We start from the raw sequence: 15,277 nt of genomic DNA, 5'->3' as shown, positions 1-15,277 counted from the left end.
CTTCCTTTTATGCCTGGGATGGCAATTGCGCGACGATATGGCGCCATGCCTCAAGCTCGGGCTTACCAGGCTTACGCTCACCAAAGAACTGCGCCATGATCTCGCCATGTTGATCAAACACTTCCAGTGAAGTTACAACCCCGTCGACAGTAGGTTTCTTGACGACCCAGGTTTCTACAATCAAGTCGGTGCGCAGATGCAGGTTAAAAGTCTCGTCCAGCACGTTGATCCAGGGGCCGAGTTCCTTAACATTCTTGATCGGCCCGGTATGGATCTGGATATTGCCCGGATTGCCGACAAAGCACATGATGCTGGTGCCATCTGCGGCGGCAGCTTCTAACATTTGCTTGGTTGCATTGTTATCTACCTTATATGCATGGCCTTCAGGCGCCAAACGTAAACCTTGGGTGCGGCCAACGCCGAACTTGCGTAACAGCATGAAGAAATCGTGCGTATCCTTCATGGCGAGCCACGCAGCCTTAAAGCTTTCTTGATCAATTTCACTGTCAGGTTTCAAGCTTGAGATAGGTTTTGCCGCTTCAATTTCCTGACCGGGTGACTGGTCATCGCTGCGATATTTTTGCACTAGCTCATGCCAGCCATCGATATGACTGAAATCCTTGAGGTGAATCTTGTGAACGGCAGTGCCTGTGGCATCATAGAATTGCAGGCTACGTTGCGCACCTTTTTCTGATTCTTCGGTTACCGCGTAACCATGCTTCCACTGCGAGTAGAAAATGCGTAGGTCAATATCCGGGCCAACTACCAACCCCAGGTGATCGTATGAGACATTCTCATATTTCCCGATTTTTTCATGGACAGTACTTTCATTACGGGTCAACGCCATGACGCGGCCTAGCTTGGGCACATCAGCAATAATCTCGTGAAATGGACCTTTCAGACGTATGGCTTCCCGACCAATTGCATTGGCAATCGCTTGGCCTTCACTGATGCCGATGGCATGGGCGGCTTCACGATTACGTAGTTTTTGTTCCTTCTTCGCTGTGTGGAACGCGTGGTATTGCTGCTCAGGTGTAGCGAGTTGATTCATGTCTTTTCCTCGTTAGCGCTGGTTAAAGAGATATTAGGGTGATTAGTAAATAAATTCTGCATAAAACTTGATATTGCGACCTGGGGCTACCAGGCCAAGCTGTCCGGCGAAGCCACCATCCAGGTTGTAATACTTGTCTGCCAGGTTTTCACCTACCAGTCTGAAGTTCATGTGTTTATTGGGTGCCCAACGTATACCCGCATTGAATAATTCATAGCCAGACTGTACCTCCACACCTGAGGTTGGGCCGGGAATATCCGCGGAATAATAGCGATCCTGTACATGACGGTAATTCAGGTTGACATCCCAATTCTCTCCAAGCTTGCTGCCCAGTACCAGATTAAAGCTGTTGCCAGGAATGGTGTAGAGATGATTAGACACCTTGGCGTTGAAATAATAAATCTTGCCATTCATGCGTGAGTAACTTGCTTGCATATAGAAGTGACGGTAATACAGGCTGTTCTCGAATTCAAAGCCATTGCGTATTTCCATGGAGTCCTGCAAGCCGCTTTCCTGAATCAGGTTACTGGTGTGGCTATGGAAAAAGGTACCCTTGGAATGCAGCTCTATTGCCTGGCCAAATAAATTGGGGGTGGTATAGCTGAGGCCAGCTTCGGTATTTTCCACGCGTTGGGTTTTGTAGATGCTATCGCAGGAACTACCATCGGTTGGGCAGGAGCTGGTGCTTTGCAGCTTGCGTGTACTATCGCGGCCACTATTGGCCCATAGCACACTAATAGGCACAACGCGGAAACCTTGCGCATAATGAGTGAATAAGGTCACGGTGCGCGGTATGGCTTCGAACGTCAGGCCCAGATTGAATATTTCCTCTCGCAGATTGACCTCGGCTGCCTGGTTAGCTGCTTCCAGCATCTCCTTGGTTTCGCCGGTGGCCTTGAGGGTTATGAAGTCACGACGGTAGCCAGGCGTGATGGTTAACTGTTTGTAGCGGAATTCTGGCTGAATATAAAAAGAGTTTGTAGTCTGGGTGCCGGTAGCGGGCTCCTGAGAGACCGAGGTGGAAGCAGGATTGCCAAAACTGCGTTCCAGATCGCGCTCCTGCTTGAAGTATTGTAGGCCAGTCAGCAAGGAAATCTTAATGTCTTTGCTTTCATAAACACGAGCAATGTTGGCAATGTCTAGATTCTTGTTTTTGAAATTGTAGGCATCCAGTCTGTCTCCACGGCAACGACTCGCAGAGAGTGCAGGTGATAGAGGGAGGTTGGTGCTATTGCTATACGCCGTATAGCCTATGCAGTGGGAGGCGGGATGGTTGGTATTCCCTATCCAGCCAAAAGGCAGGGTCTCATCCTGCTTAGTATGGCCTATGCCCAGCGTCGCTTTGAGATTGATCCAACGATTATCTGGGGTGAACTGTATGGTCTGGGCAATGGTTTCTTCATCAATCGCGCGCAATACATAAGGGCTACTAGTGAATAGCGAGGCTGTGACGGTATCGTACAGTTGTACAGTCGGACTTTGCACTAGCTTGCTTAGTGATGTCGAAATGCGCAATGAGTCTATTGGAATGATCGTGAACTTGTAGAGTTCGGCCACCGTACCTACCTGCGAGTTGGCAAGTTTTTCACCGTCACCCTGTGTGATGTCGTTGGATTGGCGGTTGGTATAGCTATAAAGCAAATCTATGCGCTCATGGGGACGGGCATAAGCGATATATGAGCGCAGGTATTCATCATTGTTATTGCCATAACCGAACTTAACTCTGCCCCCCACGGTTTGGCCAGGAAGCAAAAAGTCTTCAGCATCCTTGGTCACTGTCTTGACGGCGCCACCGAGAAAACCAGAATTAGTGCTGATTTGTGGTCCACGGCTGATCTCTATGGATTTCAGCAGGTCAGGCTCGATATAAGTGCCCTTGGAGCGATACTTGTCGTAGTTCTTGATCACGCCATCGACTGATACAGCAACATCGGTTTCGGTATAACCGCGGATATTAAAAGCCATGCCATTCAGCCTGGGCCCGCCAGCGATATTGACTCCAGGTGTACCGCGCACAGCATCGAAGACATTGGAGACCTGCATGCGCTCAAGGTCTTCTGAAGTGAGTTTGGTAATCGATTGTGTGGGATTGACACGCTCTTCGCGAATACGGCTACTGCGCACACTGACCTCAGGCAAGGTGCTGACGGCAGTGTTAGGATTTTGGCTGGGCTTAGTCACAGCTGCAGCGGGAGGCTGTTGATCCTCCTGATCGTCGGCATCAGCCCAGGCAACTGATTGCGAAAATATCATTGCTAATGCCATGACGAGGCGATGATAAGCGCTACGAGGTCTGGCATTGGTTATCATGACTTGGAAAGGCACCGAAAAAGAAACAGAACCCGGCATGCAGTTTTCTACATGCCGGTGTAATCAACTACTTGAGGTATTACGCTTGCTTGCGGGCACGGCGACCAGCAGCACCCAAGATGCCCAGGCCCAGCGCCAGCATGGCATAGCTGCTTGGCTCAGGCACTGCAGCGACAGCCACGGTAGCCAGAGCTACCTGATCAATCAGGATGTGCGCAGTCGCGGCCTGGAATTGGAATGTGTAAAGGTCAGCACCTATCACGTCTTTCCATACCCAATACAGTTCCTGCTCAGAGCCTGCGCCAAGATCGGCGGCAGCGGAGTAAGCCAGCACGCTGCTCGCAGTCACACCATTCAAGGTAGCGGTGCTGACCAGAGGGTTACCTTGGGTAGCAACACGCAGATACACATCAAACAGGCCTGCGGTGCCAGCTAGGGTGCCAGTCACGGTAGGAATGCTATTGAAAGTGTAGATGTTGTTGTCAAACAGGAAACCACCTGCGGGGGAGAGGCTGATGGTGCCAGCGCCGGCTTCTGGAGTGTTGTCAAAAGTGGCACTGCTGAAAGTGTTCCATTCTGCATATTGGGCCAGAGTACTGGAACCCCAAGGTGTGGCGGAATCCCATACATCGCCTGCCGCCATGGCTGAGCTGCTGAAGAGGATAGAAGCTGAAAGAGCGATCAAAGAGAGCTTGTTGTTCATGGTAAATGCCTAATTTTCGTTAAAGAGAGTTTGTTAAACGCGATTGCGGCGAGCGGCAAAACCGATCAGACCCAGGCCGAGAGCGAGCATGCCGTAGCTGCTTGGTTCAGGTACCGCAGTGACTACAGCTAATGCCAGCTGATCTAGGCTCAAGTGGGTTTCTGCAGCCTTGAAGTTAAAGACATATAGGCTGGCGGCACTGACATCGCTCCACTTCCAGTAGACTTCCTGTTCGACACCACGACCAGAGGAGAGATAAGTCTCAACAACCGTGGCGGCTACGCCATTAAGAGTGGCAGTAGTGTTCAGTAGCGTGCCGGTGGTTGCAGCGCGCAGATAGACATCAAAAACACCTGTGGCGCTGGTGCCGAGCAGGGTCGCGATAAAGTTGCTGGTGCCAGAGGCGTTGTAAATATTCTTCGTGCTGGTCAGGCTTGCAGTCGTGCTGGTTTCGGTCAAGCTTGCGCCTGTGCCGAACTCTGCTGTTGCATTGTGGAATGAGGAACTGAAGTTATCCCAGGCCGCAAATTGGGAAATCAGGGAGCTATCCCAAGGTGTTGCAGAATCCCAAACGTTGGCAGTGGCGAAGGCGGATGTGGCAAAAGTGGTGCTTGCTGCCAAAGCAATGGCAGAAAGTTTTGTCGACAATGTCATGATGGTATTACCCCGATAGAAATAGAAAGTACCAGCCCGCTATGAGCGCGGGCCAGTACATTGGTGTTGCTTGTTTTGCTTTGATTGATTAAGCGTTGTTCTTGCGGGAGCGACGACCAGTAAAAGCAAGCATACCCAGGCCAAGCGCCAGCATGCCGTAGGTGCTTGGTTCAGGAACGGCAGCTACCGCAACAGTCGCCAGTGCTAGTTGATCTAGGCTGGTATGGGCTGTAAGGTCTGTCCATGTGAAGGTGTACAAGTCAGCGCCAGTTACGTTGTTCCACACGAAGTAGAACTCACGCTCGGAATCTTCCAGGCCAAATTGCGTACCGTTGTATTCATAGAATGTTTGTACTGCAGTAGCAGCAACGCCATTTAGGTAAGCGCTGGTAGAAGGAGCAAGCCCCAGCGTTGCTACTCGTAGATAAACATCAAATACACCACCAGTTGTGCCAGTCAGCGTGGCTGTGTAGGCAGTGGCATTTTCACGGAAGCTGTAGATGTTGTTGGTGGAGGTAACAATAGGGGAGCCAACTGCGGTCAGTACGCCGTCAGTCTCACCAGCTACGTCAGGGGAGGAGGCAGTGTAGTTGGAAACGTAATTGTTGCCGACGTTTGGTTGTGGGCCAGTGCGGGTCAAGGACTCGAAAAAGTTCCATTCTGCATAGTCGGTCAGTGTTGCGCTGCCCCAGGGAGTAGAAGCACTATCCCATTGGTCTTGGGCTGCGAATGCAGCGGAACTGAAGGCTAGGCCAACAACGAGAGCTAAAGCTGAAGTTTTCATGATTAAACCTTTTTCAGGTAGGTGCTGTTTATCCCTTCCTCTTGAAGGTGATGGCACCTTATTCAACATTTAGGCTCACGGACCCACACCGTTGAGCATTCAATGGCCACTCACCCTATGAACGGGGGCGACCAAAATCCAATTCAAATAACTGGTTGTTGTGATGTGTTGCTTTGTTCCGGCTCATTGCTGGCAGGCTGAAAATCCACTACAAAGCGGTACTGCTTGCCACAATCAATGATGATTTCTTTTTGTCCGCGACGTAGCAGACGTATATCGACCTTGAGGCTACCAAAGCCATCATGCTCAACCAACTCGTCTAGTAGGTTGATTAAGCAGGTTTTAACAGGGGCTTTCGGTGGCAACATGATTCAATATCTGCAAGATGACAATAAGGTATTGCATTTAAATATTAAGGTTAATAATAACAATTATTATTAACGATTGCAATATTGGGCGTAGGAATATTGATTTTTATTTGTATTGTTTGGTAAAGATAAAACAATTTCCTCCAGCAGAAACAGGCACCTATCCCGTATAATTCTCGGCTATGCCGATATTGCTACTTATTGTTCTGGTTTGTGTCGCTGGCGGGCTATTAAGCGTGTTGGCAGCTGCATTTTTTGCCTTGAAGGCTAAAGCCGCTTGGGTGCCAATGCTGATTAGTTATGCGATAGGCGCATTGCTGGGGGCTGTTTTCCTGGAGATTCTGCCTCATGCATTTCAGATTGCTAGCAGTCTTGAGGTCATGTCTGCCACAGTGCTGTTGGGTATCTTGCTGTTTTTTATGCTGGAAAAACTAGTGCTATGGCGACATTGCCATGGCGATACATGCGAGGTGCATGCGGCAGAGGTAGAGCATCACCATCATGGTGAGCATGATCATGGGCGTAGCGGGATGATGATCATGATCGGCGATACTTTTCATAATTTTGTCGATGGCATATTGATCGCTGCCGCGTTTTTGGTGGATGTACGTCTAGGGTTCGTGACGGCCGTTGCTATTATTGCGCACGAGATTCCTCAGGAAGTTGGAGATTTTCTCATCTTGTTACATTCCGGTTATAGCAAGCAGCAGGCGTTGCTGTTCAATTTGGTTTCAAGTATGGCGACCTTGGTGGGCGGTGTCGGTGCTTATTTTGCACTTGGGATGTTGCAGGAGTGGATTCCTACCATTCTTGGTCTGGCCGCTGCCAGTATGATTTATGTCGCAGTCGCGGATTTGATCCCGGGGTTGCACAAGCGAACAGAGTTGCGCGCTACCTTGCAGCAGGTGTGCCTCATCGGCCTCGGTATCGCTTCCATATGGATGGCCGGCGAATTGGTGCACTGATTTGAAATGCTTTTTAAAGCATGCTTTCTATTTAATGTTAACTAAACTGAATTGATATATGAGTTTGCAAAGTCCAAAAGTTGGTTTTGTGTCCTTGGGATGTCCCAAGGCATCTTCTGATTCTGAGCGTATCCTGACCCAGTTGCGGGCTGAGGGTTATGCAATTTCTGGTAGTTATGATGACGCAGACTTGGTGGTGGTGAACACCTGCGGGTTTATTGATAGCGCTGTCGAAGAGTCGTTAGATGCGATTGGCGAGGCCCTAGCTGAAAATGGCAAGGTGATTGTAACGGGTTGTTTGGGAGCCAAGAGTGATGTGGTTAAGGCTGCACACCCTGGAGTGCTTGCGGTGACAGGACCTCATGCCCTGGAAGAGGTGATGACGGCTGTGCATGCCAATTTGCCCAAGCTGCATGATCCTTACACTGACTTGGTGCCGCCACAAGGGATTCGTCTGACACCTCAGCATTATGCATATCTCAAGATTTCAGAGGGCTGTAATCATCGCTGTAGTTTCTGCATTATTCCCTCCATGCGTGGTGACTTGGTTAGCCGCCCGATTGGCGATGTGATGACCGAAGCGGAAAATCTCGTCAATGCTGGTGTGGCTGAGCTGTTGGTAATTTCGCAAGATACTAGTGCTTATGGCGTGGATGTGAAGTATCGCACTGGTTTTTGGAATGGCCGGCCGGTCAAGACCCGGATGACCGAACTGGCGCGTGCATTAGGTGACTTGGGTGTTTGGGTGCGTATGCATTATGTTTATCCCTATCCTCACGTGGATGAAATCATCCCGTTGATGGCCGATGGCTTGATCCTGCCTTATCTGGATGTGCCGTTACAGCATTCCAGCCCGCGTATTCTTAAGGCCATGAAGCGTCCAGCCAGCAGCGAAAATAACTTGGCGCGCATCAAGGCGTGGCGCGAGATTTGTCCTGACATCACTATTCGCAGCACGTTCATCGTTGGATTCCCCGGTGAAACAGAAGATGACTTCGAACACTTGCTTGAGTTCTTGCAGGAAGCGCAGCTGGATCGCGTCGGATGCTTTGCGTATTCTGCGGTAGATGGTGCTGCAGCTAATGCGCTGGATCATCATGTACCTGAATCTTTGAAGCAGGAGCGTTTGGCGCGCTTCATGGAGGTTCAGGAAGCGATTAGTGCAGAAAAGCAGAAGAGCAAAATTGGGCGTATCGAAACGGTATTGATTGATGAGGTCAATGGCGATGAGGCGATTGGCCGTACTGCAGCAGATGCGCCCGAGATAGATGGGGTAGTTTATCTTTCCGGTGCGGATGGATTGCAGCCAGGTGACTTGGTTGAAGCGCAGATCATGAGTTCAGATGGTCATGATCTGTGGGCGTCACCCCCAGTGCGAGATTAAAGTGGTATGAGGGGAAACGTGCCTGGTTTAATTGAATAAGTCAGGCATGATGGGAGCAGGGCGTTCGGAATCTGCCCTCTCTTCAAGAAAATCCAGTGTAAGAGGGCAGCGTGTAGGGTTACGCATGGATTTACGCTTCTTGCCTGTGACCTGCATATTCACGTATGGGGTCTGGCTAATTCGCACATAGCCCGAAGCTTGCAGTTTGGCTGGCGTAGTCTCAAATAGACTGAGCGGATTATCTATGTTCTGCAAAGTGATGGATTGCTTGCCAACCTTCAGCACGTTATACATGACAAACTTGCTGCCCGTTTGCTTGCCATAAATTTCGCCAGCGTGAATGTCCAAGATATTTCCTTCCCAATACTTTTTTAATCATATCGTTATGGGATGGACTTTACAAGGTGCTTGAATCAGATTTGCGGTCGAAGAATTCGACGCAGGCGGATATGTTGCTTGATATGTTCTATGGCTTGATCACGATACCCTAGATTGGAGTTGTCTTTGATCCAAAGGTGAATCAGCCCTCCAAAAAAAAGATGAGTATCCATTGCAAGTGCAGAAGGAGAAATATCTGGGTGAATCAGGCCTTTTTGTTGTGCCTTCTCATAAAGTAGCTGCGTTTTTTCGATGAATATTTGGCAATTGATCAGCAGTTGCTGTAGTACATCGTTGAATTCATCTACATATTCGCATTTTGCCATCATGATTTCATAAGTTTGGCGGGTGGAGTCACTTTGCTGTAGCGTACTAATGGTGTTGCAAAAATACTGTTCCATGGATGTTAGCGGGTCTTCCCTCTGATCATCTAGTACGGCCGCATTCATTTGTTCAATGAAGGGCAGCATTGCTTGATCGCGCATGGCATGAAACAGTTCAATTTTATTGGCAAAGTGCCAGTAAACTGCGCCGCGGGTAACTTGGGCATGTGTGGCGATTTGCTCCATCGTGGTGTGGCTGACGCCACGTTTCGCAAAAACTTCACGGGCCGCAGTAATAATCCGCTGACGGGTGAGTTCAGCATCCTCTTTGGTTTTACGTGCCATGTGCTTAAGATATCCCTAACATCAAAATAGTTTTACATACAAACATGATTGTATATAATATACATTCGTTGATGAATGTAAGCAAGTAATTTGTTTATAAGACATGGAGTTATAAATGAGGGTGCGCGTGATGAGTCAAGATCATACCAATACAACAAGATTTGATTTCAATAAAAAAATCCTGCTTGCCGTGATGGCGGCTTGTACGTTGGCATCCTGTAGCAAGGGTGAGCAACAAGCGGCGCAGGCGGGGCCTCAGGCATTGCCTGTCAGTGTTGTCGAATTACAGCCTGCCAGTGTGCCTGTTTCTGCTGAGGCGGTGGCGCAGACAGAAGGTGCGCGTGAAGTGGAGATTCGCCCTCGCGTGGGAGGAATTTTGCTGAAGCGTTTATATGAAGAGGGCTCCTCCGTAAAAGAAGGGCAAGTATTGTTTCAGATTGATCCTGAACCATATCAGATCGCGTTGGAGCAAGCCAAAGGGCAGTTAGCCCAGGCTCAAGCGAGAATCGCCCAGACTCAGCGCGAGGCTGGGCGACTGAAGGGCTTGTTGGAATCCAACTCCATCAGCCAGCGTGAGTATGACAATGCGACTTCAGATAACGATGTAGCCAAGGCTTCTTTGGTGCAGGCGCAAGCCAGTGTGCGAGAAGCAGAGTTGAATCTTTCATACACCAAGGTCACAGCACCTGTCGGTGGGGTTTCAGGTCGCTTCCAGTTTTCTGAAGGTGCATTGGTTTCAGCCAACAGTAGTTTGCTCACTACAGTCGTGCAATTATCCCCAATCTGGGTACGGTTCAGTCTTTCTGATAATGAAATCCAGCAGCTTGGTGGCCCTGTGACTGAAAAAACGGTCAAGAAGATTAGTTTGAAACTGCCGGATGGCTCCGAGTATGGCGAAGCTGGGAAGTTGAATTTTGCTTCTAGCCAGATTGATCCTGCCTTGGGTACACAACAGTTGCGTGCAACATTTGCAAATGCAGATAAAAAGCTGCTGCCTGGTCAGTTTGTGCGTGCCAAAGTCGTTGTTGGGGAGCGTGATGGCGTTTTCCTGGTGCCGCAAGTTGCTGTCATGAATTCTCAGCAGGGTCGTTTTGTGTATGTGTTGGATGAGAGTAATCACGCTACCGTGCGTCCTGTAGTCACAGGTGACTGGATGGGGCGTGATTGGGTGATTCTCAAGGGCTTGAATGCAGGTGAGAAGGTGGTGGTGGATAACCTGATCAAGATCCGCCCTGGTGCTCCATTGCAGCCTCATCCTGCTGCTGGCCCGCAAGACGCTGCTACAGGGAACGCTGAGCCACAGAAGTCCGCAGCCAATACCAGCCGTAAGTTGGCGTAAGCGAGAACAATCATGACGAGATTTTTTATCACGAGGCCGATTTTTGCATCGGTTGTATCGATCATTATTGTGCTGGCTGGGTTAGCTGCGGCTTTCCAGTTGCCAATCGCACAATATCCACAAATTGCGCCGCCGACGGTAATTGTGACGGCAACTTATCCTGGAGCTAGTGCTGAAACGCTGGCCAAGACAGTTGCAGCGCCGATTGAAGAACAGTTAAGCGGTGTGGAAGGCTTGCTGTACTACCAATCCAGTGCTGACTCTAGTGGCACATTGACAATTACCGTCACATTTGAGACTGGTACGGATGTCAATCAAGCGACTTTCAACGTCAGTAACCGCGTCAATATTGCGACGCCGCGACTGCCGGAAGATGTACGTAGGACTGGCTTGATTGTGCAGAAGCGCTCTAATGACATCTTGATGGCATTGATGTTGGTTTCACCTAATAAGACCTATGATCCGCTTTATCTCAGTAACTACGTTACGCTGAATGTGCTGGATGAGCTCAAGCGTATCAAGGGTGTGGGTGATGCTACAGTGTTTGGCACCCAGGATTACTCCATGCGTGTTTGGTTGCGTCCAGACCGCATGGCTCAGCTCGGTGTTACTACCAGTGATATTGCTGCGGCCATTGCAGCGCAGAATGCGCAGTATGCCGCTGGCCGCATAGGTCAGGACCCCGCGCCGGATGATCAGCAAATTGTTTACACGGTCACTGCAAAAGGGCGTTTGATTGATCCTGAACAGTTTGCCAATATTATCGTCAAGGCCAATGGTCCGCGCGGTGTGCTATATCTCAAGGATGTGGCTAGGATTGAGCTGGGTGCACAGAACTACAATATCCGTACGACTCTGCAAGGTCAGCCTGGTGTGGGTATTCCGGTATTCCTGCAAACGGGAGCCAATGCGCTGGAGACTGCTGAAGCGATCAAGGCCAAGATGGAGGAATTGAAGCAGCGTTTCCCTGAGGATATTGATTACCGCATCCCTTATGACACCAGCGATTTCGTCAAGGCTTCGATTGGCGAAGTAGTACATACCTTGGCTGAGGCTATGGTGCTGGTAGTGCTGGTGGTATTTGTGTTCCTGCAAAGCTGGCGTGCTACTTTGATTCCGATTATTGCGGTGCCTATTTCCTTGGTTGGCACATTTGCGGGGTTATGGCTGTTTGGTTTTTCTATCAATACCCTGACTTTGTTTGCCATGGTGCTGGCGATTGGTATCGTGGTTGATGATGCGATTGTGGTACTGGAAAATGTTGAGCGCCTGATGAGTCAAGAAAAGCTCTCGCCATTGAATGCTGCAATCAAGTCGATGGAGCAGGTATCCAGTGCCGTGGTAGCGATTGTACTGGTACTGTGCGCGGTATTTATCCCAGTTGCGTTCATGGGCGGTATTGCCGGTGAGTTGTATCGCCAGTTTGCCGTGACTGTGGCGGTGGCGGTTGTGATTTCTGGTGTGGTCGCGTTGACATTGACGCCAGCGCTTTGTGCAATCCTGCTCAAGCATGTCCATGGCGAATCCAAGTTCTTTAAACCATTTAATCGTGGCTTCGATAAGTTGACCAACTTCTACACTTCTGTTGTTGGATTAACCTTGAGGCACCGTATCATAGGCGCGCTGGTGTTTGCTGGCATTATTGCTGCCGGGATTTACTTGTTCCGTGTCGTGCCAACTAGCTTTGTTCCGCCTGAAGATCAAGGCTATGTGGTGACAGCCGCGATCATGCCGGATGGTGCAAGCCTGACACGTACCAGCAACACTATGGAGAATGTGCGCAAGACGATCGCCGAAGATCCTGCAGTTGCCAGCCAGTTCGTCATCAATGGTTTTGACCTTATTGGTGGTGGCAATAAGACGAGTGCAGCGACGATGTTTGTGCGGTTGAAAGATTGGGATGAGCGCACGACGACTGCCGAGCAGATCGTGCAACGCTTGTTTGGCATCGGCATGATGCAGCCAGACGGCATGGCCATTGCGTTTAATCCTCCAGCCATTCGTGGTCTGGGTAGCTCCGGTAGCATGGAAATGTACGTGCAGAGTCGTGAAGATACTAATCCGCAGCATCTTGCCGAAGTGGTCAATAGTTTTATTGATGCCTTGCGCAAAGAGCCGCGTCTGGCTGGTATCAATACTTTCTTCCGCCCGACCGTGCCGCAACTGCTGATTGAAGTGGATGAGGCCAAGGCTTTGTCTCTGGGTGTGCCGATTGCAGATGTTTATGCGACGTTGCAAAGCACCATGGGTACTTTGTATGTCAATGACTTCAATCGCTCTGGTCGTACTTATCGTGTGCAATTGCAGGCGGAGCCAGCCTATCGCATGAAGCCAGAAGATATTGGCCGGGTTTATGTGCGGTCAGCACAGGGTGAAATGATCCCGATGTCAGCCTTGAGCAAGGTGCAAGAAGTGATTGGTGCCGAGCAGTTGGAACGCTACCAAGGCTTGTTGGCTGCCAAGGTGATGGGCGGCGGTGCTTATGGTGTCAGCTCGGGCGATGCGATTAAGTTGATTGAGCAGGTCGCCAAGCAGACCTTGCCAGATGGCTATCAGCTTTCGTGGACTAGCCAGGCCTATCAGGAAAAGCTCACTGGCAATGCCGCTATCTTTGCCTTCAGCTTTGCCATCATCATGGTATTCCTGATTCTGGCTGCTCAGTTTGAAACCTGGGCCTTACCTTTGGCTGTCATCATGGCTGTACCATTTGCCTTGGTTGGTGCTTTGCTGGCCGTGATGTTCCGTGGCATGCCCAATGATATTTATTTTCAGATTGGGTTGGTGACATTGGTGGGTCTTGCCGCGAAAAACGCCATTCTGATCGTTGAGTTTGCGAGCCAGAAGCTGGAAGAGGGCTTGCCAATCAAGCAGGCTGCGATTGAAGCCGCACGCTTGCGCTTCCGTCCAATTGTCATGACGTCCATGGCATTTGTATTGGGTATTGTTCCCTTGGTAATTGCAACAGGGGCAGGCGCTGCCGCCCGTCGTTCAATGGGTACAGGCGTCTTTGGTGGCATGTTGTTGGCTACTTTTATTGCCACCATCTTTATCCCGATGTTCTTTACCTGGTTGTCTGGGCAGACCAGCAGCCGTGTGCATCACGATGATCAAAAGGAAACAGCATGATGATGCGTCATAACTTAATTTATGCTGCTGTAGCATTGGCCTTATCTGGGTGTATGGTCGGGCCAGATTACCATCGACCTGAGACGAAGCTGCCAGCGCATTTTAATGTTGCTGAAGCTACGCAGACAGAGGGGCAGGCTGCATTAAATCTGGATAAATGGTGGGAAACTTTCCAGGATCCAGTTCTGAATGGGTTAATGGATAAGGCTTTTGCCGATAACCTGGATATTGCCCAGGCAGTCGCACGCATAGAAGAGGCCGATGCTGCGATGCGTGAAGCGGGGGCTGCCCTGTTTCCTGAGGTGACCCTGAGTGGAAATGGCGTGCGCCAGAAAGTCACACAAACTGGAGCTTTTCCTCTGCCATCCCATGTACCAGCTCTCCGTGAAAACTATAACTTGCAATTGGGAACCAATTTCGAGCTAGATTTCTGGGGTAGGTTACGCCGTGCACGTGAAGCGGCACGTGCCCAGGCCTTGGGTACTTACTTTGCCAAGGATACGGTGAGCTTGTCACTATCAGGGCTGGTCGCCAGTAATTATCTCTTATTGCGCAGTCTGGAAGCGCAGATTGCCGTGTCTCGGGATAGCCTGAAAAGCCGTGAGGAAAGCCTGGCGTTGACCAAGCGCAGGTTGGAAGGCGGCGTGGCATCCATTCTCGATGTGCACCAGGCAGATGTTGCCAATTCCAACTTGGTGGCGCAAATTGCAGATCTGGTGCGTCAGCGCGAAATTGTGCAGCACCAGTTGGCTGTGCTGACTGGTGATCTTGAGCTCAAGGTGCCAGAGGGCGCTGATATACATCAATTACCAGCACCTCCCGTGCCACCAGCAAATTTGCCTTCCAGCTTGTTGGAAGCGCGGCCTGATATCCGGCAGGCCGAGCAAACCTTGATTTCTGAGAATGCCCAGATTGGTGTTGCCAAGGCTGCTTTGTTCCCAACCATCAGCCTGACAGCAACCTATGGTGGTGAAAGCGCAGCCTTGAATGAAATCATGCACGCACCATCACGTATCTGGTCTGCCGGTCTGGGCTTGAGTTTGCCCATTTTTAATGCTGGCAGATTGTCCGCCCGGGTTGACCAGGCAACTGCAAGGCAAAAGCAGGCTTTGGTAAGCTATCAAAGCTCTATCCAAACCGCATTCAGGGAAGTAAACGATGCCTTGGTAACGGTGCGTCAGAGCCGAGAGCGTGAAGATGCCCTGAATATTAGCCAGGAGGCTGCAAAGAAGGCGTTGCAGGTTTCAGAAAATCGTTATAAGTCAGGTTATTCTGCTTATCTTGATGTGCTTGATTCACAACGAGTCTACAACGATGCTGCATTAGCTTTTATCCAGAGCCGCCAATCCAGATTGACGGCAACCGTGGATCTTTTCAAGGCGTTGGGTGGTGGATGGAAAACTGCTCAGTATGATCAGCCTGAAAAGCAGGCAAGTAAATGAAAGCACTGATGTCTGCTAGCGTTTAAAGCGCAATATAAAAGAAAAACCGGGCTTGCCTCGGTTTTCTTTTATGCGCCAGTGTTGTAATTCATCAATCCCGCCTCT

The 15,277-nt window shown here is 50.0% G+C and carries 13 protein-coding genes; 5 read left to right on the top strand and 8 right to left on the bottom strand.

All coding sequences use genetic code 11. The features are described 5' to 3' along the window. Window positions 1-7: 7 nt before the first annotated feature. The 6 genes from LG202_RS05330 to LG202_RS05305 all read right to left on the bottom strand — a co-directional run bounded on the left by LG202_RS05330 (window position 8) and on the right by LG202_RS05305 (window position 5,870). Window positions 8-1,051, bottom strand: coding sequence for a hemin-degrading factor (locus LG202_RS05330; RefSeq protein ID WP_230347365.1), 1,044 nt, complete (start codon window positions 1,049-1,051; stop codon window positions 8-10). A 42-nt stretch (window positions 1,052-1,093) separates the two neighbouring features. Beyond that, window positions 1,094-3,304 (bottom strand): TonB-dependent receptor domain-containing protein, encoded by a 2,211-nt coding sequence (locus tag LG202_RS05325; RefSeq protein ID WP_230347364.1) that lies wholly within the window; start codon window positions 3,302-3,304, stop codon window positions 1,094-1,096. Window positions 3,305-3,440: 136 nt separating this feature from the next. Next, window positions 3,441-4,064, bottom strand: a complete 624-nt coding sequence (locus tag LG202_RS05320; protein WP_230347363.1) for a PEP-CTERM sorting domain-containing protein — start codon at window positions 4,062-4,064, stop codon at window positions 3,441-3,443. 33 nt (window positions 4,065-4,097) lie between these two features. Beyond that, window positions 4,098-4,718: a PEP-CTERM sorting domain-containing protein gene (locus LG202_RS05315; protein ID WP_230347362.1), complete on the bottom strand. Its 621-nt coding sequence runs from the start codon at window positions 4,716-4,718 to the stop codon at window positions 4,098-4,100. Between the two features lie 88 nt (window positions 4,719-4,806). Beyond that, on the bottom strand, window positions 4,807-5,502 hold the full coding sequence (locus tag LG202_RS05310) for a PEP-CTERM sorting domain-containing protein (protein ID WP_230347361.1): 696 nt from the start codon (window positions 5,500-5,502) through the stop codon (window positions 4,807-4,809). Between the two features lie 143 nt (window positions 5,503-5,645). After that, window positions 5,646-5,870, bottom strand: coding sequence for a hypothetical protein (locus LG202_RS05305; protein ID WP_230347360.1), 225 nt, complete (start codon window positions 5,868-5,870; stop codon window positions 5,646-5,648). Between the two features lie 182 nt (window positions 5,871-6,052). On the opposite strand from LG202_RS05305, the gene LG202_RS05300 reads away from it, so the two are divergent. Both LG202_RS05300 and rimO read left to right on the top strand, forming a co-directional pair. Then, entirely contained in the window at window positions 6,053-6,835 is a 783-nt protein-coding gene (locus tag LG202_RS05300) for a ZIP family metal transporter (RefSeq protein ID WP_230347359.1), read from the top strand. A gap of 58 nt (window positions 6,836-6,893) precedes the next feature. Beyond that, window positions 6,894-8,219 (top strand): 30S ribosomal protein S12 methylthiotransferase RimO, encoded by a 1,326-nt coding sequence (gene rimO / locus LG202_RS05295; protein WP_230347358.1) that lies wholly within the window; start codon window positions 6,894-6,896, stop codon window positions 8,217-8,219. 27 nt (window positions 8,220-8,246) lie between these two features. Here the strand turns inward: rimO and LG202_RS05290 are convergent, their stop codons facing one another. Together LG202_RS05290 and LG202_RS05285 are read right to left on the bottom strand one after the other, a co-directional pair. Next, window positions 8,247-8,567, bottom strand: coding sequence for a hypothetical protein (locus LG202_RS05290; protein WP_230347357.1), 321 nt, complete (start codon window positions 8,565-8,567; stop codon window positions 8,247-8,249). Between the two features lie 65 nt (window positions 8,568-8,632). Continuing rightward, window positions 8,633-9,265: a TetR family transcriptional regulator gene (locus LG202_RS05285; RefSeq protein WP_230347356.1), complete on the bottom strand. Its 633-nt coding sequence runs from the start codon at window positions 9,263-9,265 to the stop codon at window positions 8,633-8,635. 130 nt (window positions 9,266-9,395) lie between these two features. Between LG202_RS05285 and LG202_RS05280 the strand changes: the two genes are divergently transcribed. From LG202_RS05280 to LG202_RS05270, 3 genes are read left to right on the top strand one after another with little or no spacing between them, the layout of a single operon-like run. After that, on the top strand, window positions 9,396-10,604 hold the full coding sequence (locus LG202_RS05280; protein ID WP_230347355.1) for an efflux RND transporter periplasmic adaptor subunit: 1,209 nt from the start codon (window positions 9,396-9,398) through the stop codon (window positions 10,602-10,604). A 12-nt stretch (window positions 10,605-10,616) separates the two neighbouring features. Then, entirely contained in the window at window positions 10,617-13,730 is a 3,114-nt protein-coding gene (locus tag LG202_RS05275; RefSeq protein WP_230347354.1) for an efflux RND transporter permease subunit, read from the top strand. After that, window positions 13,727-15,172 (top strand): efflux transporter outer membrane subunit, encoded by a 1,446-nt coding sequence (locus LG202_RS05270; RefSeq protein ID WP_230347353.1) that lies wholly within the window; start codon window positions 13,727-13,729, stop codon window positions 15,170-15,172. The genes LG202_RS05275 and LG202_RS05270 overlap by 4 nt, the downstream gene beginning before the upstream one ends. Window positions 15,173-15,277 lie beyond the last annotated feature (105 nt).

This window comes from Methylobacillus methanolivorans (assembly GCF_054588515.1).
Note: the sequence above shows the minus strand (reverse complement) of the source record. Positions and strands in the feature narration are given on the sequence as shown.

Excerpts from the sequence above, each read along its gene's own strand:
- rimO (WP_230347358.1), top strand. The coding sequence starts at position 6,894 with ATGAGTTTGCAAAGTCCAAAAGTTGGTTTTGTGTCCTTGGGATGTCCC.
- LG202_RS05280 (WP_230347355.1), top strand. The coding sequence starts at position 9,396 with ATGAGTCAAGATCATACCAATACAACAAGATTTGATTTCAATAAAAAA.
- LG202_RS05325 (WP_230347364.1), bottom strand. The coding sequence starts at position 3,304 with ATGATATTTTCGCAATCAGTTGCCTGGGCTGATGCCGACGATCAGGAG.
- LG202_RS05330 (WP_230347365.1), bottom strand. The coding sequence starts at position 1,051 with ATGAATCAACTCGCTACACCTGAGCAGCAATACCACGCGTTCCACACA.
- LG202_RS05275 (WP_230347354.1), top strand. The coding sequence starts at position 10,617 with ATGACGAGATTTTTTATCACGAGGCCGATTTTTGCATCGGTTGTATCG.
- LG202_RS05270 (WP_230347353.1), top strand. The coding sequence starts at position 13,727 with ATGATGATGCGTCATAACTTAATTTATGCTGCTGTAGCATTGGCCTTA.
- LG202_RS05320 (WP_230347363.1), bottom strand. The coding sequence starts at position 4,064 with ATGAACAACAAGCTCTCTTTGATCGCTCTTTCAGCTTCTATCCTCTTC.
- LG202_RS05315 (WP_230347362.1), bottom strand. The coding sequence starts at position 4,718 with ATGACATTGTCGACAAAACTTTCTGCCATTGCTTTGGCAGCAAGCACC.
- LG202_RS05310 (WP_230347361.1), bottom strand. The coding sequence starts at position 5,502 with ATGAAAACTTCAGCTTTAGCTCTCGTTGTTGGCCTAGCCTTCAGTTCC.
- LG202_RS05285 (WP_230347356.1), bottom strand. The coding sequence starts at position 9,265 with ATGGCACGTAAAACCAAAGAGGATGCTGAACTCACCCGTCAGCGGATT.
- LG202_RS05305 (WP_230347360.1), bottom strand. The coding sequence starts at position 5,870 with ATGTTGCCACCGAAAGCCCCTGTTAAAACCTGCTTAATCAACCTACTA.
- LG202_RS05300 (WP_230347359.1), top strand. The coding sequence starts at position 6,053 with ATGCCGATATTGCTACTTATTGTTCTGGTTTGTGTCGCTGGCGGGCTA.